General features: G+C 33.4%; 22 protein-coding genes and 1 other RNA gene. 5 read left to right on the forward strand and 18 right to left on the reverse strand.

All coding sequences use genetic code 11. The features are described from left to right. Positions 1-28: 28 nt before the first annotated feature. The 3 genes from NG806_RS06095 to atpD all read right to left on the reverse strand — a co-directional run bounded on the left by NG806_RS06095 (position 29) and on the right by atpD (position 2,813). On the reverse strand, positions 29-850 hold the full coding sequence (locus NG806_RS06095) for a hypothetical protein (RefSeq protein WP_214824544.1): 822 nt from the start codon (positions 848-850) through the stop codon (positions 29-31). Positions 851-929: 79 nt separating this feature from the next. After that, positions 930-1,211 (reverse strand): FoF1 ATP synthase subunit delta/epsilon, encoded by a 282-nt coding sequence (locus tag NG806_RS06100; RefSeq protein ID WP_214824541.1) that lies wholly within the window; start codon positions 1,209-1,211, stop codon positions 930-932. Positions 1,212-1,304: 93 nt separating this feature from the next. Continuing rightward, positions 1,305-2,813, reverse strand: coding sequence for a F0F1 ATP synthase subunit beta (gene atpD / locus NG806_RS06105; protein ID WP_214824539.1), 1,509 nt, complete (start codon positions 2,811-2,813; stop codon positions 1,305-1,307). A 318-nt stretch (positions 2,814-3,131) separates the two neighbouring features. Between atpD and NG806_RS06110 the strand changes: the two genes are divergently transcribed. Then, positions 3,132-4,052: a bifunctional riboflavin kinase/FAD synthetase gene (locus NG806_RS06110; protein ID WP_214824536.1), complete on the forward strand. Its 921-nt coding sequence runs from the start codon at positions 3,132-3,134 to the stop codon at positions 4,050-4,052. On the opposite strand, the gene NG806_RS06115 is transcribed toward NG806_RS06110, so the two are convergent. Further along, complete coding sequence (locus NG806_RS06115; protein ID WP_214824533.1) at positions 4,049-4,402, reverse strand: MmcQ/YjbR family DNA-binding protein; 354 nt, start codon at positions 4,400-4,402, stop codon at positions 4,049-4,051. The two genes, NG806_RS06110 and NG806_RS06115, sit on opposite strands and share 4 nt — an antisense overlap. A 98-nt stretch (positions 4,403-4,500) precedes the next feature. After that, complete coding sequence (locus tag NG806_RS06120) at positions 4,501-5,982, reverse strand: carboxylesterase/lipase family protein (RefSeq protein WP_214824530.1); 1,482 nt, start codon at positions 5,980-5,982, stop codon at positions 4,501-4,503. 201 nt (positions 5,983-6,183) lie between these two features. On the opposite strand from NG806_RS06120, the gene NG806_RS06125 reads away from it, so the two are divergent. Beyond that, complete coding sequence (locus tag NG806_RS06125) at positions 6,184-6,840, forward strand: NAD(P)H-binding protein (RefSeq protein ID WP_214824527.1); 657 nt, start codon at positions 6,184-6,186, stop codon at positions 6,838-6,840. Between the two features lie 166 nt (positions 6,841-7,006). On the opposite strand, the gene NG806_RS06130 is transcribed toward NG806_RS06125, so the two are convergent. Further along, on the reverse strand, positions 7,007-7,522 hold the full coding sequence (locus tag NG806_RS06130; protein WP_315941759.1) for a VOC family protein: 516 nt from the start codon (positions 7,520-7,522) through the stop codon (positions 7,007-7,009). Between the two features lie 83 nt (positions 7,523-7,605). Continuing rightward, entirely contained in the window at positions 7,606-8,181 is a 576-nt protein-coding gene (locus tag NG806_RS06135; protein WP_214824525.1) for a glutathione peroxidase, read from the reverse strand. A gap of 1,064 nt (positions 8,182-9,245) precedes the next feature. On the opposite strand from NG806_RS06135, the gene NG806_RS06140 reads away from it, so the two are divergent. Together NG806_RS06140 and NG806_RS06145 are read left to right on the forward strand one after the other, a co-directional pair. Further along, the gene (locus NG806_RS06140; RefSeq protein ID WP_261512374.1) at positions 9,246-10,289 is read left to right on the forward strand and encodes a hypothetical protein; all 1,044 of its coding nucleotides are present in this window, start codon (positions 9,246-9,248) and stop codon (positions 10,287-10,289) included. Between the two features lie 31 nt (positions 10,290-10,320). Further along, the gene (locus tag NG806_RS06145; protein ID WP_261512375.1) at positions 10,321-10,797 is read left to right on the forward strand and encodes a calreticulin family protein; all 477 of its coding nucleotides are present in this window, start codon (positions 10,321-10,323) and stop codon (positions 10,795-10,797) included. A 171-nt stretch (positions 10,798-10,968) separates the two neighbouring features. Here NG806_RS06145 and NG806_RS06150 read toward each other — a convergent pair whose 3' ends face one another. The 10 genes from NG806_RS06150 to NG806_RS06195 form a co-directional block, all read right to left on the reverse strand. Continuing rightward, positions 10,969-11,631 (reverse strand): outer membrane lipoprotein-sorting protein, encoded by a 663-nt coding sequence (locus NG806_RS06150; RefSeq protein ID WP_214824518.1) that lies wholly within the window; start codon positions 11,629-11,631, stop codon positions 10,969-10,971. Positions 11,632-11,734: 103 nt separating this feature from the next. Beyond that, positions 11,735-12,460, reverse strand: coding sequence for a 3-deoxy-manno-octulosonate cytidylyltransferase (gene kdsB, locus NG806_RS06155; protein WP_214824516.1), 726 nt, complete (start codon positions 12,458-12,460; stop codon positions 11,735-11,737). 58 nt (positions 12,461-12,518) lie between these two features. Then, positions 12,519-13,490 (reverse strand): phosphatase PAP2 family protein, encoded by a 972-nt coding sequence (locus NG806_RS06160; RefSeq protein WP_261512376.1) that lies wholly within the window; start codon positions 13,488-13,490, stop codon positions 12,519-12,521. A 108-nt stretch (positions 13,491-13,598) separates the two neighbouring features. Continuing rightward, positions 13,599-14,852 (reverse strand): pyridoxal phosphate-dependent aminotransferase, encoded by a 1,254-nt coding sequence (locus NG806_RS06165; RefSeq protein ID WP_214824513.1) that lies wholly within the window; start codon positions 14,850-14,852, stop codon positions 13,599-13,601. Positions 14,853-14,961: 109 nt separating this feature from the next. Then, positions 14,962-16,677: a phospho-sugar mutase gene (locus tag NG806_RS06170; protein WP_261512378.1), complete on the reverse strand. Its 1,716-nt coding sequence runs from the start codon at positions 16,675-16,677 to the stop codon at positions 14,962-14,964. Positions 16,678-16,824: 147 nt separating this feature from the next. After that, entirely contained in the window at positions 16,825-17,526 is a 702-nt protein-coding gene (locus NG806_RS06175; protein WP_214824507.1) for a GIN domain-containing protein, read from the reverse strand. Between the two features lie 7 nt (positions 17,527-17,533). Continuing rightward, a complete protein-coding gene (locus NG806_RS06180) occupies positions 17,534-18,244 on the reverse strand; it encodes a DUF3667 domain-containing protein (RefSeq protein WP_261512379.1) in 711 nt (236 codons plus the stop codon). A 37-nt stretch (positions 18,245-18,281) separates the two neighbouring features. Beyond that, the gene (locus NG806_RS06185; protein WP_261512380.1) at positions 18,282-18,674 is read right to left on the reverse strand and encodes a hypothetical protein; all 393 of its coding nucleotides are present in this window, start codon (positions 18,672-18,674) and stop codon (positions 18,282-18,284) included. 1 nt (position 18,675) lies between these two features. Then, positions 18,676-19,626 carry a glycosyltransferase family 2 protein gene (locus NG806_RS06190; RefSeq protein WP_214824499.1) on the reverse strand — a complete coding sequence of 317 codons (951 nt, stop codon included), beginning with the start codon at positions 19,624-19,626 and terminating at the stop codon, positions 18,676-18,678. 15 nt (positions 19,627-19,641) lie between these two features. Continuing rightward, positions 19,642-20,220, reverse strand: coding sequence for a DUF4199 domain-containing protein (locus NG806_RS06195; protein ID WP_214824496.1), 579 nt, complete (start codon positions 20,218-20,220; stop codon positions 19,642-19,644). Positions 20,221-20,352: 132 nt separating this feature from the next. Here NG806_RS06195 and ffs point away from each other — a divergent pair. Beyond that, positions 20,353-20,450, forward strand: an RNA gene (ffs, locus tag NG806_RS06200) — signal recognition particle sRNA small type. A gap of 15 nt (positions 20,451-20,465) precedes the next feature. On the opposite strand, the gene NG806_RS06205 is transcribed toward ffs, so the two are convergent. After that, the gene (locus NG806_RS06205) at positions 20,466-21,152 is read right to left on the reverse strand and encodes a metal-dependent hydrolase (protein ID WP_261512381.1); all 687 of its coding nucleotides are present in this window, start codon (positions 21,150-21,152) and stop codon (positions 20,466-20,468) included. Between the last annotated feature and the right edge of the window lie 166 nt (positions 21,153-21,318).

Consider the following 21,318-nt stretch of genomic DNA (forward strand, 5'->3'; position numbering starts at 1 on the left):
AGCAATTTTCAACTAATGATTCTACTTTTTATTTCTCAACACCATCTTTTACCACAGCTCCTACTACCACTTTTTCTTGGACTTTTATAAAATTAGGATCCATAATTGCCATTCGTTCGGCGATAGCTTTGTAGGTAGGAAATTTTAATATTGAAGCCCTTCCGGACATCTCTCTATAGAGCGTAAACGATTTCCCACCAGCGGTTTTGATCTGCTTTGTGGTTGTAATATATTTTCCAATATACTTACTCTTAGCATCATAAATTTCAATATCAACAAAGGTTTTTTCGGCGATTGTATCATCAGAACCAAAGCTGACTGGTAGATTGGTAAAATACCCTACAGGAACACCATTACTTAGAATTTCGCCAACGCTGTTGACTTCAATTTTCAGTTTATCAATTTTACTTCTTATAGCGTAAGCATCTTTTGTTTTACTATCAAGCTTCCGTTTAGGCATATTCGTAAAAAGCTCATCTAAATTCTTAACATTGATCCCTTTATTATCAATCAGTTTCAAACCTTTTATAGAAGTATAAACTGCCGATTTTTCTTCACCAGAAAAAGCTGATGGAGAGATATAATCCAGTTCTATTGTTTTATCCCTGTTATATACCCTGTTTAATGTTATATAACTATCTCTTACAGAATCAACAACACTTTTATCAATGAATTCCATTGTATAGATCGGAGTTTCTTTAAGATCCATAAAAGTGTATTGATTTGATTTATTTGAAATTTTCGCGACGTGCACACCATCAAGACTTACAATCCCCCTTTTAGTTTTAAAATTCTGAGCATTAAACAAGATACTCAAAACTGTAAACAACATGACCGTACTTTTTTTCATAAAATCAGATTTTTACATTACATAAAAAAAGTGTAACCAAAGTTACACTTTTTGAAAATATATTTAGCTTTTCATTTAATTACTCACAAAGGATAATCCCTTTATCATGATTAAATTCTACAACACCGCTTTTGATAGGATAAGAAAAAACCGAATCTTTTTCATTCTCTCTTGTAAAGTTTTTAGCATACGTTTCATCAATAGAATTCACATATAATTTTACCTTACCGTTAATTAAAGAAGAAACGATTCCTGCGTGGTTTTTCATGATGTGGAATTCACCATTTTTTCCCGGCAGTAATACTGAAGTTACCTCACCTTCAAAAACTACGTGTTCTGGTGTTAAAATTTTTATATTCATTTCTTTAGATTTGAAGATTTCAGATTCCAGATTTCAGATTTCAGACAGCATTAAAGTCTCATGTCTTGTGTCTGACATCTTTTGTCTAATTTATTAAGCGTTATCAGCTAACATTTTTTGTCCTGCTGCAATAGCTTCTTCAATAGTTCCTTTCAAGTTGAAAGCAGCTTCTGGTAAATGATCTAATTCACCATCCATAATCATGTTGAATCCTTTAATAGTATCTTTAATATCTACTAATGAACCTGGGATACCTGTAAACTGTTCTGCAACGTGGAAAGGCTGAGATAAGAATCTCTGAACTTTTCTAGCACGGTAAACAACAGATTTATCTTCTTCAGAAAGTTCTTCCATACCAAGGATAGCGATGATATCTTGAAGAGCTTTATATCTTTGAAGAATTTCTTTTACTCTTTGAGCACAGTTATAATGCTCTTCTCCGATAATTTCAGGAGCTAGGATTCTTGAAGTAGAAGCCAATGGATCTACTGCCGGATAAATACCTAATGAAGCAATTTTTCTATCTAGTACTGTAGTTGCATCCAAGTGAGCAAACGTAGTTGCCGGAGCCGGGTCAGTTAAGTCATCCGCAGGTACATAAACAGCCTGTACAGAAGTAATAGATCCGTTCTTAGTAGAAGTAATTCTTTCCTGCATTGCACCCATCTCAGAAGCAAGTGTTGGTTGGTAACCTACCGCAGATGGCATACGACCAAGAAGTGCAGATACCTCAGAACCAGCTTGTGTAAAACGGAAGATATTATCTACGAAGAATAGAACGTCTCTACCCTGTCCGCTTTCTCCACCATCCCTATAGTATTCAGCTAATGTAAGACCAGAAAGTGCTACTCTGGCTCTTGCTCCTGGTGGCTCGTTCATTTGTCCGAAAACGAATGCTGCTTTAGATTCTTTCATAGCCTCTAAGTCTACTTTAGAAAGATCCCAACCTCCGTTTTCCATAGAGTGCATAAAATCATCACCATATTTGATAATTCCTGATTCTAGCATCTCTCTTAAAAGGTCATTTCCTTCTCTCGTTCTTTCACCTACTCCAGCGAAAACAGAAAGACCACCGTGTCCTTTTGCAATATTGTTAATCAACTCCTGGATCAATACTGTTTTACCTACACCAGCACCACCAAACAATCCAATCTTACCCCCTTTTGCGTAAGGTTCAACTAGATCGATTACTTTAATACCTGTAAATAAAACTTCTGCAGAAGTTGAAAGTTGATCAAATTTTGGAGCTGGTCTGTGAATTGGCAGACCACCTTCTTTAGAAATATTTTGAAGCCCGTCGATAGCATCACCAACAACGTTGAATAGTCTTCCGTTCACAGCCTCACCGATTGGCATTGTAATAGGATTTCCATATCCAATTACGTCTTGCCCTCTTTGAAGACCGTCTGTAGCATCCATTGCGATACATCTTACTGTATCCTCACCAATATGTTGTTCTACCTCTAAGACTACTTTTTCACCGTTTCCTTTAGTAATTTCTAACGCGTCATAAATACTTGGAATTGCTTCCACATTATTAAAAACTACGTCGATTACAGGACCAATAATTTGAGAAATTTTTCCTTTAATTTGGTTTGCCATTGCTAAATTTTTTCTTGGTGCAAATATAATGAATCTTAACAAACCCGCAATTGGTAAAAAAAAGATTTTTATCATACTTTTTAACCTCTCTAAAATTCGGATTCTGGCTTTTAATTTTTTGGATTTTCAATTAATTTTAATATAATTATGCGTCGGATTGAAGTTAATTTACAGATCAATGAGATAAACATCATATAATAAGGGTAACCAATTATACACTTAATAGACAACGTAAAATACAATAACATAAAATAACTTGCGATACATTATAGTAGATTATTTTAAAGGCTTTATATTTGCAGTCAAATTTTTTCCGTTTTGAAAGTTTTCAAGAATTTTAAAGATTATTCCTCTCAAAAGCCTCTAGCATTGTCTTTAGGAATGTTTGACGGAGTACATCTAGGTCATAAATGTATTATTGACGAATTAAAAAAAGTGGGTACAGAAAACCAACTAGAGACTGCTATCCTTACTTTTTGGCCACATCCAAGATTTGTTTTTAATCCAAATGAAGATTTAAAACTTTTAAATACGTTAGATGAAAAGAAATTACTGATCGATAAATATGGTATCAATAATTTATTCTTAAAAGAATTTGATGAAGAATTCAGGAATCTCACCGGAGAGGAATTTGTTCGTCAAATCCTTATCGACAAGCTGAATGTAAAATACCTTATTATAGGATACGATCATTCTTTCGGAAAAAATAAAAGTGGGAATTTTGAACTTCTTCAAAAACTTTCAAAAGAATTGAATTTTGAAGTGGAACAAATGGAAGCAATCAATATCCACGAAAACAATATCAGTTCTACAAAAATCAGGAATGCACTTTTAGCTGGAAACATTGTTGCAGCCAATGAAATGTTGGGCTACTCCTACTCTGTTTCAGGAAAAGTAATTCATGGAAAGAAAATAGGAAGAACAATTGGTTATCCTACTGCTAATATTGGTACTGATTCCATTAAGTTATTACCTAAAAAAGGAGCTTATATTGTTGAAGTTGAAGTAAAAGGTCAGACATATAAAGGGATGTTGAGTGTTGGAACCAATCCAACCGTAAACGGTGATACTTTAACTGTCGAAGTCTACATACTTGATTTTAATGAAGATATTTATGATCAGGATATCACGGTAAAATTCAGAGATTTTCTTCATGATGAGATCAAATTTGAAGGCCTTGAAAAGTTAATTGAAAGATTGGATGAAGATAAAAGACTGACTGAAGAATTTGATTTTTAAGTATTTGTAATTTCTTCCCTCGCTTTTTTCGTTAAAGAATTAAAAACCAATTCATAAGACTGATCAATCAGTTTAAAAATAAGATCTCTTTTTAAACCATCTACTGAAACTGAATTCCAATGGGTTTTATTCATATGATAAGCCCCGGTGATCTGTGGATATTGTTCGCGAAGCTCAGCACTCCATTCGGGATCTGTCTTTACATTAATTCCCAAAGGCTGCCTCTCCAAACCCATCAGGAGAAACATTTTTGTTCCTACTTTCATGACAAGCGTTTCATTATCAAAAGGAAAAGTTTCTGTGACTCCTTTTTTAGCAAGACAATAATCTAATATTTCGTTAGCATCCATAATTTGTTAGTTGAAAGGTGAAAATGGAAAGTTGATAGTTGATAGTTGATAGTTGATAGTGCAAAATTAATGTTTAGGAAGTTCCTTTAATCTTTTAATTATCTAATTCTATCCCAGAGAGAACGTTCATCAGCTCGATCGTTGACTGTAATTTGTGATACAGTATCAAAACGCATAGATATACGATTATTAACATTATAAGTATCCCAACCAGGATTGCCGTTAGTAGCAAAATTTACCCATGCTTTATGTACACTGTCAGCCAATTGTTGTGGAAGTTGGTTGCCTAATATTTCGGAAAAGCCAGCATTAGTCAGATTATCAAATACAAAAGCAATCTCAAGACCGTGGCAAGCTCCAAGTAGATTGTTACATGCAGGTGATTCCCATGAAAATTCATATACATGTGTGTTGCCGTGCTTTTCTGCAACGCGCAAAGCTGGAATACGGTAAAACCAATCTGTGATAATTGCACTTAGCACATCACCAGGAGAACTATCTGGACGGTTTGCCTTATAGATTTGAATGGCCTCAGTAGATAGTCCATAAGCAGAAGCTGCCATATCTAAAGCCGTATCAGTGATTTTTGATATGGTACCTTCAGGTACAAGAAATAATCTAAATTCCTGACTATTACTACCAATAAGAATATCTATATCTTTACTTGCGCCTTTAGCAATGCATTCTATAGGGGTTGCTGTTAATAACTGACCATCAACTATTGGCTCAAACGGCATTAAGTTGAAAGCAGCCTCACCCCATAATTTTGCTGAAGGATTTGCCATAATTTCGGATCCCAATTGACCTTGTGCAGCAAAAAGCTTTTCAAGAGTAACCTGTCCGATTGCTTCGCGTGTTGGCTCAACACCAAGTATTTCAGCAAGCCTGGTACCAATAAGCTTTGCAGAGGAAGGACTAATTACTGAGTGTCCTGCTCCCGACTCAGCAATAGCCCGTCGAAATAAACCTTCTGCTTCTTTCATTGCGAGTAAAGTACAAACACTCATTCCACCAGCAGACTCACCGAAAATAGTAACATTATCAGGATCACCACCAAAGTTTACAATATTGTCCCGAACCCATCTGAGTGCAGCAATTTGGTCAAGTATACCAAGGTTAGGTACCCCATCACCAAACCACAAAAATCCGTCAATACCAATCCGATAATTTATGGTAACTAAAACAACACCATCTCGTGCAAAATGACTCCCATCATAGCCTGAAACAGCACCTGACCCAAGAGTAAAGGCACCACCATAAATAAAAACCATGACTGGCTTTTTTTCAGCAACACCTGAAGTCCAAATATTAAGGTTTAAATAATCATCTCCCGGAATTACCACATTGGGTAATAATCCAGCAAACGGTCCAGATTTTGGGGTTATTTGTGGCGGAGTGGCACCATATTCTGTTGCATTTTTTACACCCGTCCATGGCATTGGAGGTTTGGGTGGTTGAAAGCGGTTTACACCAATAGGTGGGGCAGCATAAGGAATGCCTTTAAATGCTAAGATACCATCTTCTTTTTTAATGCCACTAACGTCTCCGTACTGAGTGCTGACCGTTTTTAATGTTTCCATAATATTTATAAAAGGTTCAACACAAACTTAGCAAAATTTGGTAAAATTTCAGAGTGTGTTTCAGTTATATTCAATAATAATTTTTAGCGAATAATTTCATTTTTAGGTTGTTAATATTTTAATCTTTCTGTTTTATTAATCAAAATTTAGTAAATTTAGAAAGGAAAAGAAAAATTATACTTATCACAAATCACATTTATTATGAAAGCTTTGGTAATAGGCGCGACTGGTGCCACAGGTAAAGATTTAGTCAGTCAATTGTTGAATGATAAAGAGTTTGATGAAGTAGATGTTTTCGTTAGAAAACCGCTGGATATAAAAAGTGATAAATTAAAAGTTCACGTAGTGAATTTTGAGAATCCTGAAGAATGGAAAGATTCGGTAAAAGGTGATGTAGCCTTCTCATGTCTCGGAACTACTTTAAAAACCGCAGGAAGCAAGGAAGCCCAGAGAAAAGTGGATTTCGATTATCAATATCAATTTGCAAAAGCTGCTAAAGAAAATAATGTGGATGACTATGTTCTGGTTTCTGCCTATGGAGCTGATCCTAAGTCAAAAATTTTCTATTCTAAAATGAAAGGAGAACTGGAAGATGCAGTAAGACAACTCCATTTTAATAAGATCACTATCTTCAAACCCGGAATGTTGGAGAGAAAAGATTCTGACAGAACAGGAGAAGTCCTGGGAAGCAGAATTATAAAATTCGCAAATAAAATTGGACTTTTAGAAAGTCAAAAACCCTTACCTACATATATTTTAGCCAAAGCAATGATCAATTCTTCAAAAATCAAAAGCAATGGCTATTCCAGTATCAAATTGGGAAATATTTTCTGCTTTGCAGAAAAGACAAATGAATAATAATTGAAAGTTAGAATTTAGAAGTTAGATCGAAAATAATAATTTTAAGTAGAACCACGAAATCCATAACCCGCATCTCAAATCCCATAACTTTTAAACTTTCCACTTTCAATTTCAATTTAAACCCGAATCTTATAACTCCTAAAATCTGATACCTATAACCTAGTTATTTCGTGGTTTTACTTCCCATACTTTTCCCTAATTTTTCATACTCAATATCATTAGGCTCCCACAGTTCTATTTTGTTACCTTCGACATCCATGATGTGTACAAATTTTCCGTATTCATAGGTTTCGACCTTATCCACGATTGTTACACCTTCTTTTTTCAGTTCTTCTACCAATTTTTCAAGATTTTCTACACGGTAATTAATCATAAAATCTTTTTCAGAAGGCTGAAAATATTTTGTCTTTTCATTGAAAGGGCTCCATTGTGAAAATCCTTTCTTAGAATTATCCGCACCCTGATACCACTCAAACACAGCACCATATTCATTTGTATTAAGACCTAAATGATCTTTATACCATTCTCTCATCTTTTTAGGATCTTTACATTTAAAAAAGATTCCACCAATACCTGTTACTCTTTTCAGATCATCCGATTTCTTTTCTGTAGCTGATTTAAAAGCAAATCCTAGTATAAAAGAAGCCAGAATGCAAGAAGCAAAAAATATTTTTTTCATAAATTACGTTTTACCTGTTCAATAATATTCTCATAAAAAAAGTGGATGAAAACATCCACTTTGTAAAAATATACTTTTTAATTTTATTTCAAATACTTTGTAATAGCCTCATCTGTAGGTTTTGTAGTACTTACAAAACTGTCCACCAATTTACCATTTTCATCTATCAGGAATTTTGTAAAATTCCAAAGGATCGTTGTATTCTTTACTCCGTTCAGGTCTTTCTCTGTCAGATATTTAAAGATTGGAGCTGTGTCATCACCTTTTACAGAAACTTTAGCTGCCAAAGGGAAAGTTACTCCATAGTTTTTCTGACAAAAAGCTCCGATTTCTGTATTTGTTCCTGGCTCCTGACCTCCAAAATTATTGGCAGGGAAACCTACAATGACCAATTTATCTTTATACTCTTCATACACTTTTTCTAAATCAGCATACTGTGGAGTAAATCCACACTCGGAAGCAGTATTTACAATAAGGATTTTCTTTCCTTTAAAATCAGCAAAATTGATTTCCTTCCCATCCAGGCTTTCAACTTTGAAATCATATATTGTTTTTCCCATAAGTTCGTTGGTTTTAGCTTTAGAAATTTCACTTTTTTGATTCGTACAACTCTGTAAAAATGCCACAAAAGAAAGCAGCAATACAAAAAATTTTTTCATTTGAATGATGTATATTTACCTTGCTAGTTACAAAATTTATTTTAAAAGCCGGATATTTCATTTAGAATATTTATCTAGAAAAAGGATAACCTTTTACTTAATCGGATCTTGTTCATATCTCAAATTATATTTACTTAGGGATAAAAAGAAAAGATTGTTATATCACCATATTTTATTTCCCAACTAATCCCCTATCGTTTGACTCTGTCAGTTACAAAATACATTTTATTCACATATTGAAAACACATTATTTATAAGCCAAAAATACTGAAAATCAATTTTTGTTATAGATCAGTATATACTCTCATCCTGCTTTTCGTAAGGATTGTTATTTTATTTCTTTTAATATTTACTTTCAATTTATTTTTTATTCTATTCTTAAAATCAGAGAAAAAAAATATTTATATCCAATTATTATTGCTGGCATTTAAATTTTATTTTAAAATCCCAAACAGGTGATATATTATTAATAAAAATAATATAAATCACTTATAATCAAAACAATACATTCATTTTAAATAATTAGAAAAAATAATTTTGAGCCCAAATTATTGCACATACAATAATTTTTAATCATAGATTGGCAACTTAAAACCAATAAAAAAAACATTTATGAAAAAATTATTTATTTAGCTGCACGTACTTCTCTTGTTTTGTGTCGTACAATGGATAACGTTTCAAGCAATGAGAATAAAAAAAAAAACGAAATGGGGATCTCAGCTCATTTTGGGAATCCTAGATCGTTATTTTTATTAAAGACCAGTCAATAGATTAATATTATATTTTGTATGTGCGCAGTACAGAATAAATACGAAAATATTGATTTCAAGAACTCTATGTCGATAATATACGGCAAAAAACAAACCCTTAACAATTAATTTCTTGCTTTGTCAAGGAATTAGTAAAATAACATCATTTAATTAAAATTTTTAAATATGGCACAGATAAAAACTTACACTGTTGACCCTGCGAAACGTCGCATCCTTACAGTTAAAAACATGGAAGAAATAGGAATAACAGATGAATTTCTTCAGGATTTTTTGACTAAAAAAATACCTGGATTAATGAGACCCCAAGTAGATGAAAGTGGAAAACCTATTCTGGATAGTAATAGACGACAAATCCCGTTATGGCCAGTAGGAGTATCTATAAACGATAAAAAATTTGGTGTTTTCCCTGATCCAAATGCTGCAAAAAGAGGATGGATGGCTTTTTTTGAAATTGGAGCTCCCTTGTTTGAAGAAAGATCAAATATCATTCAACCTGTTGCTGATGTAATATCTACCAGAACCTATGAAAATAGATCGTCTGAAATCCGTCAATTTTCTGATACTATTGAATTTACTGTAGGGAATACAATCAATTGGGCTTTGTCAAGTACAGGAACTACTACTTTTGACGGAAAAGTTGCTGGGGAATTGCAAGGACAAATATCGAAAACTATAGAGACGATTTTGACAGAGAGTTTGTCTAATAGTTTAGCAAAATATGATAGCAATACCATCACGCAAACCAAGCACATACATAATCATAAAGACAATATAGGTGTCCAAACTGTATCTTCTGCCGCAAATCAATCAGCAAGTACTAAAACAACTAATTTTACTTTCACCAATTCAAACAGGCTAAGCTTCACAGGGACTGGTACTGCTATTGGTCGTGGAGAGCTAGCTGCAGAACTTGGGCTTTCTTTGACGGGTACGATTTCTGGTACATTAACAACATCATGGAAATCAGATTCTAATGTTTCAGGAAGCATCCCAGCCAACTCTCGAGTTGAAACCTCGGCAACACAAAGGCGTCAGGTGAAGCAATTTACTTACGAAATACCCATTACGTTTGATGGATTCATTGCATTGAATTATGATGAATTAGTTCTTCCTATTGTGAATGCAGACGGGCCACTTCCAGCTTCAGCTCCTCCAGCTAAAGTAATTCCTGTTAGTATATCTTTTTTAGAGCTTGTAGAGAAAAATAAACTATACAGACCAAAGGGAATAGCAGAAACAGTATCAGCTCTGGATGTAAATCATACTATTTTCGATACCAAGGCACTTAGTAGAGATGGTAGTCAAAAATTTGGAACAGAGCGTCCACATAATTTGTAAAATCAATATAACTTATAAAAAAACAACAAATATGACATTTCAAGATATATTCAATTTTTCCCGCAGTATATCTGCCGGAGGAAGCAAAGCAGAAGGGGAACTTTTTGGATTCATACCAAAAGAAGAAAATGAATCAATCAGTACTCCTCCTCACGATCCATTTAAACCCGAAGAACCGGTTCGACAAGATCCGAAAATTGTGAGAGAAACATCCCCACAATCCAATATTGTATTCAATTTCATAAAATCGGTGACTTCTGATATTAAACAATCTAGTGATAGTGTAGAGAAATCAATGAATGATCCTTCGTCAGTAGTTGATCCAGCCGCAGGTGCTATGGGTAAAGCCCGAGAAACTTCTGATAAGGTTAAGGATGATACTCCTGCTTCTGATACATCAATTACTCCTCCACCTAAACCTAAGGATGTTAGACCAGAGGGATGGGATGAGAAACCCAAAGCTAATAATGAGAAGCCAGATAATTGGAATGAAAAATTTCCTAAGTAATCGTCTAAAAGTAGAAATATAATAGATGTTTTTATCAAAAAACACTATATAAATAAAAGCCTCAGATTTGATCCGAGGCTTTTACTATTTACATGCCTAGCAGCAATAAATCTTTGTGCATTATTTACTTTTCTATTACGGTTCAGTTGATGAAAAGTAGCTTAAATCGAATTAAAATTTAAAAATATTTGCCGGAAACACTTTGTTAATATCGATCTTATTAATTTGCATCACAAAATCACCGTCTTTTTTAGAACTTGATGACTCTATTCTGAATGGCATAACCAGATTTCCAACTTTTTTATACTCCGAATAGTTTAAAGTTTCTTCTTTCTTTATTTCTTTTAAGAGCATATAAGTATTGGTATCGAAGTAATATAAATTTTTGTTTACATTTTTCGTTAGTTCTACCTTATGACAGTAAATATCTCCTACTTTTTCTTTTCCTAAATATTTTGCATCAAATCCTTTATTCTCCCAATCTATAAAGTCATTATCAAAGCTTTCAGGAACATAATTCGGGTATTCCTGAACTTTATTTGTTGCATAATTCATGGCATATCCTTTATTTCCATCATAACCTTCAATCGCCGTTTCTTTATTATTGATCGTAAGAACTGTCTTAGTAAGATTCGGACGTTGCTGGTAAATTTTTATCGGGTATTCATCCTTAATTCCTAAAATTACTTTACCCTGAAGTAATACTGAATTTAATAGCTTCCAATTCGTTAATCCGCCTGATAATTCTATATTTTTATCTATAATTTCCTTTGCGGTCTGTGCAAAAGAGAGTTGCGAATAAATCAGTACGAATACTAAAAGTAATTTCTTCATTAATTCAATTTATAGTTCAAATATAAGGTTTTTATGAAAGGTAAAGATGAATTTGCAAAAAAGTAAAACCATCTTTATTCCGGGGATTTTACAGATTTAAAAGCTAACCTATTAGCTTCCTTGCTTTTTCTAAATCTTCAGGAGTATCAATTCCCACACCGATAAAGTTGGTTTCTATTAATTTGATCTTCATTCCGTATTCCAGATAACGAATGCATTCTATTTTTTCTGAAATTTCTAAAGGTTTCATTTCCAATTTAGAGAATTGCAATAGAGCATGTTTTCTAAAAGCATAGACTCCGATATGTTTAAAATAATCAACATCATAAGAAGTTTCCCTGTGATAAGGGATAATAGAACGGCTAAAATACAAAGCGAATCCACTGTTATCTGTGATCACTTTTACATTATTAGGGTTTTCTATTTCTTCTTTTTCAGTCAGTTTTATTTTTAATGAAGCTAATGAGATCTCCTGATTATCATCTTGTTTAAAAACTTCGATCAATTGTTTGAGGGGTTCAGTTTTTAAAAAAGGTTCATCTCCTTGTACATTAATAACAATGTCACAATCTATGTTCTGAACAGCTTCTGCAATACGGTCACTCCCCGTTTCATGCTGTCCTGTCATCACAGCTTTCCCACCATTATTTACAATTTCATTATAGATAATCTCAGAATCACTGGCTACAAAAACTTCATCAAATAAACCAGTTTCTACAACATTCTGATAAGTAGTTGTGATCACTGTTTTTTCTCCTAAAATCTGCATTAATTTTCCTGGAAAACGGCTCGCTTCGTAACGAGCGGGAATAACGGCTATGATCTTCATTGAATGAATCTAATTGTTTAAAATTTTCTTTAAATATAGGCAAAATATGCTTTTCATTTTAAAAAGATAAGTTAATACCAACCATATTGTAACCAAAATTATGAGAAGCGGTAAAGTTAACTTTATAGTGTACCGTTCCTGCATTAAATCCTGAAACGGTATATCTGTTTTTGGAAATGGTTTTTCCTATAAAATATCCCATCAACAAAGCTAAAGGATAGTCAGATGCCCAATGAACCTGGCTCTGCATCATTTGAAAGGCCAATGCTCCGGCTAATGTATAGCCTACAGGCTTTATCCATTTTACATCAGGATAATTATCCGCTATAACCGTTAATGCCGACATAAACGTAGTTAAATGCCCTGAGGGCATCGCATCATAACGCGAAGTATTACTTGAAAATGCAGAAAAACCAGGAAACGGAGTCCAATGTCCCCCAGAGTTACCATTTTCAATTGCTATAAATGGACTTTCTCTTCCCGTCATTCTTTTTATGGTTTGAGAAAAAACACCTGAAAGTATTAAACTTTCCATTAATCCACTTGCTGTAGCCTGAGCTCTATAATCATCTTTTATTAATCCATAAGCAGCAAAACCGATCCCTAACAGTACAACTGTAGACCCATTACCAATTAAATACAGGCCTGCTCCAATATCTTTTGGAATTTTTATTAATCCACCAACTTTACTGTAATTATTGTCAGCACTCATTCCCCATTTATCACCCAGCTCTCTTGAGTTATCTATAAGTTTCTGATCAAAAGGTAATAGTACTAAAGTACTTGCCACTGCACCACCTAGATAATAGGCATGATCTTTTGCAACAAAATCTTTATTTGTCTCAATAAAATCTTTGGGAACTCTTGTAATAAATTCAAAAAGCTTTGGTTTAGAATAGGTTCTAACAGAGCCATCTTTTAGTGTATAATTTTGGGACTTTGGAGGGTTTACGATAATTGTACTATCGCTCTTTTGAGACCATACCATGACAGATATCGGTAACAATATCAATCTAATTCTTTTCATCATGTGTGTATATTAATACCCGCAATTAACTATTTACCTCATATTCAAAAGAACTTATGGCGGGAAATAAAGTTCGAAAGAATAAAATTTAGTTAATTGCGGGTATGTATTTTATTTCAAATTGTTTAATGCCTGTTCAAGTTTTGGCATCATTACTTCAATTTCATTTACAGCTAATCCACCTACAGAAGCACGGAACCAAGGTTCAGATTTTTCTTCACCGAAGGCAGAGAATGGAACTAATGCCACTCCAGCTTCATTGATCAGGTAAAATCCAAGATCAGATGAATTTTCGATAACAGTTCCGTCTGGTTTTGTTTTTCCGATATAATCTAATTTAATAGTAAGGTAAAGAGCCCCCATTGGTTCGATACTTTCTACTGCCAATCCTTTTCCTTTCAGATCCTGAATTCCTTTGTGAAGCACTTTTAGACTCTCTTCCAACTTAGCTTTAAAATCGTCAACGAAAGTATTTACATCTTCAGTATTCTGATAAAATTTAGCTGTTGCTTCCTGCTCCGGTTTTGGTGCCCAAGCTCCTACGTGAGTAAGCAGTGCTTTCATTTTATCAATGATATGAGCTGGTCCGAATCCCCATCCTACACGAACTCCCGTAGCAGCCAAACATTTTGAAATACCATCAATGTATATGGTGTATTCTTTCATCTCAGGAAATAAAGAAACAGGATCATAATGCTTTGCATCAAAAGTAAGGTTGGAATAGATCTGGTCATACATTAAGTACAACGGCTTCTCATCTTCACCTCTCTTCTTGTTTTCTTCAATGATCAATTCACAGATTTCTGAAAGCTGATCCTTTGTAAACATTGTTCCTGTTGGATTCAATGGTGAACAAAGTGCTAACAAAACAGCACCACCTAAGTGAGGTTTAATATCAGCGGCAGTAGGTAAAAAGTTATTTTCAGGTGTCGTTTTTACTTCAATGGCATCAGCTGATGTAAGGTATGCATAATGGTTATTGTTCCATGAAGGAATTGGATAAATGATTTTATCACCTTCATCTACAATTGTTTTATACACAGCATAGATCAATGGTCTTGAACCCGCAGTGATCAAAATATCATTTGCAGAATAATCAAGGTTCCATCTTGTTTTAAGATCTTTAGAAACCTCATTTCTTAAAGATAAAAGCCCATTTGCTGGCGGATAGTTTGTCAGATTATTCTGATAAGCTTTCTGAATCTCTTCCTTCAACTTTGCAGGTATCGGATAAATATTAGAATTCAGATCACCAATAGTAAGATTGGCTATCTCCGCTCCTTTTGCTTTTAAATCATTTACTTCATTACCAATTTTTACAATTTCAGAACCAATCAGGTTCGCCGCTAATTTTGAAACTTTCACTTTATTTAAAATTTAGAATTATTTTAAGTTTTCAGGGATTAAAGATTAGAAATTAGATTTTAGGAATTTTCCATTAAACTCTATTTCTAAACACCAAGCCCGCTCTTATTTATGTTAACTGTAAGTCTGTTTTTACCTGATTGATTTTCTCATCCAAAGATTTTAATTTATCTCTAAAATCAGCCTCAGAAGTAATACTATCTTTTACAGAAATATAGAATTTAATTTTTGGTTCAGTCCCTGAAGGTCTTACACAAACTTTAGTTCCATCCTGTGTATAATAGATCAATACATTTGATTTTGGAATATCATTCATTACCTGTTTCTCATTTTTAGAAACAATAAAATTGGTTTGTTCCTTAAAATCTTTTACTTCTTCCACTAGAGAACCAGCTATTTGTTTAGGTGGATTTTCACGGAAATTTTTCATCATATTCTGAATTTCTTCAGCTCCGTCTCGTCCCTTTCTTACAAGGTTTACCAATCCCTCATAATACATTCCGGTTTCCTGATAGATCTCAATCATATATTGATACATCGTTCTGCCGTTTGCTTTACACCAGGCAGCAATCTCACAAGCAACAAGAATACTTCCACAAGAATCTTTATCACGAACAAAGTCTCCTGTCATAAAACCAAAACTTTCTTCTCCACCACAAACAAACTTTTCTTTTCCTTCAGCCTCACGAATCATTTTTCCGATCCATTTAAATCCAGTAAGACCAGCTTTGCAGGCAACACCAAACTTTTGAGCAATATCAAAGAAAATATCTGAAGTAACAATTGTTGAACCGATAAACTCTTTTCCTGTAATTTTTCCAAGCTTTCTCCACTCATTAAGGATATAATAGGTAAGAATTGTATTGGTTTGGTTTCCATTCAGCAGTTGCATTTCACCATCGAGATTTCTTACCGCAATCCCCAATCGATCACCATCCGGATCTGTTCCGATCACAATATCAGCATTTGTAATTTTCGCTAAATCCATTGCCATTTCCAATGCTGCCGGCTCTTCAGGGTTTGGAGATTCTACAGTAGTAAAATTCCCACTAGGAATCATTTGTTCCTTTACAAGGTCAATTTTTTTGAATCCGGCCTTTTCCAGAGCTTTTGGAACTGTTGTATACGTAGTTCCATGAATGGAAGTGAAAACAATATTAAGGTTCTCTTTTCCAACATTCTGATAGGTAGAGTTTTCAATACAGGCATCAATATAAACATCATCCTGTTCTTCTCCGATCCATTCTATAAGATCATCATTCCCATTGAAGTTAATTTCATTGAATTTTACAGAATAAACTTCATTAATAATCGCTTCATCATGAGGTGGAACAATCTGTGCTCCATCATTCCAATATACTTTATATCCGTTATATTCCGGTGGGTTGTGTGAAGCGGTTAAAACAATACCACCGTTACATTTTTTATCACGAACGGTAAAAGACAATTCGGGAGTAGGTCTGTGATCTTTAAAAAGTAATACTTTAATCCCGTTAGCCGTTAGAACATCAGCTACCAACTTTCCAAATTCCTTAGAGTTATGCCGTACATCATAAGCTATAGCAACCTTAATTTCTTCATTTGGAAATTGCTTTAACATATAATTCGCAAGTCCTTGTGTTGCTTGACCTAACGTATACTTATTTAAACGATTTGTTCCAACACCCATAATTCCTCTCATTCCTCCGGTTCCGAATTCCAGTTCTCTATAAAAAGAATCTTCCAGATCAGGGGAATTACCATCAATCAATAATTGTACAGCATCTCTCGTTTCCTGATCAAACGTATCACTTAACCAAAGTTTCGCTTTTTCTAATGTTGTCATATTTGTACTTTGTTCTTTTAAATTTGTGTCTAATTATTTTTTATAAATTGTCATTTTGAGAAACGAGAAATCTCTATGGTTATTTTTAAAGATTTCTGAACTACGTTCCTGGACCTGTAGTTTGTGTTCTGAATGACAATAAACTTTTTAATCCAATTTCTTATTCTCTACCCTTGTTGTTTTATCAATTTTAAAAGCACGGATCGGATCGTTATAATACAAAAACTTCGCAGTATTCTGAATATGTCCCTTTAGAGAATCTTTTACATTAACCTCTGCATAATTTCCATTTTTAGAATCAATATTCAAGTTTGTAATTTTCCAATATGGAGCAATCAAACTTGCAGTATCAGAGATCTTTATCACTGCATTTTTAGTTTCCCCTAAAAAATTAGCCCTACTTTTGTTCAGCATCTCCACTTCTGCTCTTCTTGTATTCACTGAACCCATAAATGTAGCGTTATTCTTTAAATTAAGCTTAAAGTTATCTGTTTTTATTTCGCTTGAAATATTCATTTCTACAGAATCGGAGACCGATACTTTTTCAAGATTATATTTAGAATAAATGGTTACATTATAAAAATCAACCCCCTTTGTACCTCTTTTTTCCTTGATTGAAAGGGTTTTATCTTTTACATCAACATCTAAATTATTGGCAACATTGGGATATGTTTCTATTTCAATAAAGTTTTTTGGTCCTCTTGCATAAAACACACGAAACTTTCCTTGCATATCAAGATTCACAAATTCTGAAACATCAATATCTTTCTTTTCAATATTTCCTTTTGGAGAAATTTTTCCGCAGGAAACTAAGGCAAAGACAGCAGCTACATAGAATATATTTTTCATTTTTATTTTAAAATATGTTATATAAAAGTATAATTATTGCAAAACATCCAATTATTAGTAAGATATAAAAAACTAATAACCTCCATAGTAAGCCTAATTTTGAGTATGAATCTTTAAAAGCATTAAAATAAGTAAAACCAGGAAATAAAGCCAAGCCACTAACTAAAATTTTATCTAAGATATTAATGATTTTTGACAATGGCTCATAAACTCCGATAATGCTAATGGCATCATCTAATAACAATAATACCAGAATTCCTGAAAGACTGACGGATGCAATAATCACATGTTCTGCAATATTCAGCTTAATTCGTTTAAAAATAACCCATCCATTCAAAGCCAGAATCGGGATCAAAGCAAACAAAATTGTTTTAGAGTATTTTGAGAAAAAATCAACAATATCTGAGCTTTCTTTGGGAATTTCCTTAGGGTTCAGATCCAAATAAAAATGCAGGGCTAAAACATTGAAACCAAATAAAATAAGTAATAGAGAAAATAAATTATAGTATTTAACTCTTTTACCTGAAATATAATCCATTGCCATTTTTCCAGGACTAAATAAAATATGTTTTAATGTTCGGAAAAACCTTGCTTCTACATGCCAAACTGATCCTAAAATATCGCTTTTAATAAGAGAATGCGGAGTTATTCTTGCAGTGTCGGCCCTCTGTCCGCAATGAGCACAAAACTCATCGGAAATTCTATAACCGCAGTTCAAACAACTCTTTTTACTCATGAAAAAACATCACATTATTTTAAGTATTTTCAAGCGATCCTGCATAAATGATCAGACCTACAAAAGCTGCCGTTATGATAACCGCAATGATTAAAGGTTTCCATATCTTTTTTTTAGGAAACTGCTCTTCATCCGGGAAATAGGTCGGAACGAAATAATATGAAAGTAAGCTTCCGCCAGCAATTCCGCAAACATAGGCAAGTGAGCTTTTCGGCTCTTCCGGAATATTTACAATGATAATCGTTACAATAGTTATCAAAATTGAAATTCCCAATACCATATAAGCCTCTTTTTTCTTCTTTATATCAATTAAATTCTGATACAATAAAATACCTCCGAAAAGAGTCGACATTAAAATAGAAAAACCTAAAATGGCTTTTTTGGAATATATTTTTGGCAGATTATTCTCCATATCAGATTACTTCATCAATATTATAATTTTTATGTTCTCTATTTGTTCTTATGATCATTTCACCTAAGAACCCAGCAATAAACAGAAGCGTTCCCATGATCATCATTGTCAAAGCAATAAAAAACCACGGATTATTGGTAATAAGATGCCCATAAATTCCTCTTGATACATCAATTAGCTTTGAAACTCCCAACCAAAATGCAGAAAGAAATCCAAAAATAAACATAATCGTTCCTACTGCTCCAAAAAAGTGCATAGGTCTGCCTCCAAAACGACTTACAAACCAAAGTGTTACCAAATCAAGAAAACCACGAATAAATCTTTCAGTTCCAAATTTTGAAGTTCCATAAGGTCTGGCCTGATGACGAACTTCTTTTTCAGTAATCCTTCTGAATCCTGCATTAGCAGCTAAAACAGGAATATAACGGTGCATATCTCCATATACATCTATAGATTTTACAACCTGTTTTTTATATGCTTTCAAACCACAGTTGAAATCATGAAGTTCAACTCCTGATACTTTTCTTGCCGCTGCATTGAAAAGCTTTGAAGGAACATTTTTAGTCATTACATTATCAAAACGTTTCTTCTTCCAACCTGAAACAATATCGTAATTGTCTTCAATTACCATTTTGTACAGATCAGGGATTTCTTCTGGAAAATCCTGTAAATCAGCATCCATTGTGATAATTACATCACCATGTGCTCTTTCAAAAGCAGCATGCAATGCCTGAGATTTTCCGTAATTTCTGGAAAATTTTATCCCGTGAATCTGTGGATTTTGAACCTTCAGATTTTCGATAATACTCCATGACAAATCCGTGCTTCCATCATCTACAAACCAAATCTCATAGGATAAATTGCTTGTTTTACAAACAGTATCAATCCTTGAGAAAAGCTCTTCCAAAGAGTCTTCTTCATTAAGCAGCGGAATAATTATAGATAAATTCATTTAACTTTTATAAAATTATTGGTGAATTGTTTTTGTTCTGAAAAACGCTCCAAAAAACAGTGACAAAACTACGTAAAATATAAGAATTGCTGCAAAATATCCTGAAAAATGACTTGCCGTAAGCATATCTTTTCCTTTAACAGCTTGTGGAGAAAAGCTTTGAATTCTCTCTTTATATTTCTGATCGAGTTCGTCGATATCTTTTTGATGTTTTAAAATCTTTCTTGCAGACTTGTATTCTGAATCAAGTTCTGATTTTTGTCTTTCAACATATTGATAATTTAATAGCTTTTTTGCATCTGTATCTACAAAATTTAAAAATGCATAAATACTAAATATTGAAAGAATTCCGCCAATGAACATTGGAACGAAAGATCTTTTGAAAGCTTCTCTGAAACCCATTTTATGGTTATTCCAATGAGATTTTACTGACCAGAATGCTGCAGCAGCATAAATAATAGGCAGTACGAAAGCATTGATTTTGAGAGAAGTATCAAAATAATGGATTCCTGAAAAAAAGTAATACGCTATAAAAAAAACAATCATTGTAGCGATAAACAGTATAATTCCTATGGTGGATGGACTTTTCGTCATATTCTTATTTTTAGAAAAATTTCAGAAAAATTATTGCTCTAAATTTCAGCAATTTAGCTTAGGTAAAGCATTTTTTCGTACATTTTTCTGTAATATTATTTTCAAATTTATAATTAATTCCTATCTTTGCACCGGCAAGTCCTACACAACCAGCTCCTGAGAATCCTCCAGGGTGGGAACACAGCAAAGGTAATTGGTCGTAGCGGTGTGATGTAGATAGCTTGCCATTTTTTATTTCCCTTAGTTTAAAATTCAAACTTCTCTCCCAATTTCGGTAAAACAAGTTCAACATTTTTATCAGCGAAATGCTTTAAAGCACTTTCATGATTAATTTCAATAGCAGGGAAAGTATCAAAATGACATCCAATAACTTTAGGCGTTTTCAATAATTCTGCTGCTGCAAAAGCTGCTTTTCTTGGACACATTGTATAATGACTTCCGATAGGTAAAATAGATAAATCAATATTTCCGTATAATCTTGGGAATAATTCCATATCGGCCATTACTCCGGTATCCCCTGCCAAATAAAGATTCTTACCTTCAGGTAATCTGAAAATATAGCCCACAGGAACACCTCCGTAGCTTCCATCTGGGAAAGAACTCGTATGATGAGCCGGAACCATGGAAATTTTAAGATCGTCGATTTTTGCCGATCCTCCTAAGTTCACATCATCTTTATTTTTGGCCATCTTAAAATAACCACAAACTTCAGGTACTCCAATTATAGTAGCATCCGGGTGATACTCTAAAACTTCTGCTACATCAGCAATATGATCACCATGAGCATGAGTTAATAAAATGTAATCTATTTTTTGTGCTGAAATATCAAACCCCGATTCAGCTTTTTTGTAGTTATAAAACGGATCACTTAAAATCGTTTTATCTTTGTAAGTGAACAAAAAACAATTTTGCCCTAAATATTGTATTTTCATTTTTAATTTATTTTTTTAATTATTTTTAAACACAAATAGCATTAATATCTCGTCACTAATCACAGCAAAAATATTGTGAAATTTGTGAAAGTATTTGTGTATTTAGTTTTTTAAAAGCAATAGAATGCTAATATTTCTCTGTGGGAGATTTTATTAAGATGATGAA

Origin of the sequence: Chryseobacterium paludis (genome assembly GCF_025403485.1) — a bacterium.
Taxonomy (GTDB): domain Bacteria; phylum Bacteroidota; class Bacteroidia; order Flavobacteriales; family Weeksellaceae; genus Chryseobacterium; species Chryseobacterium paludis.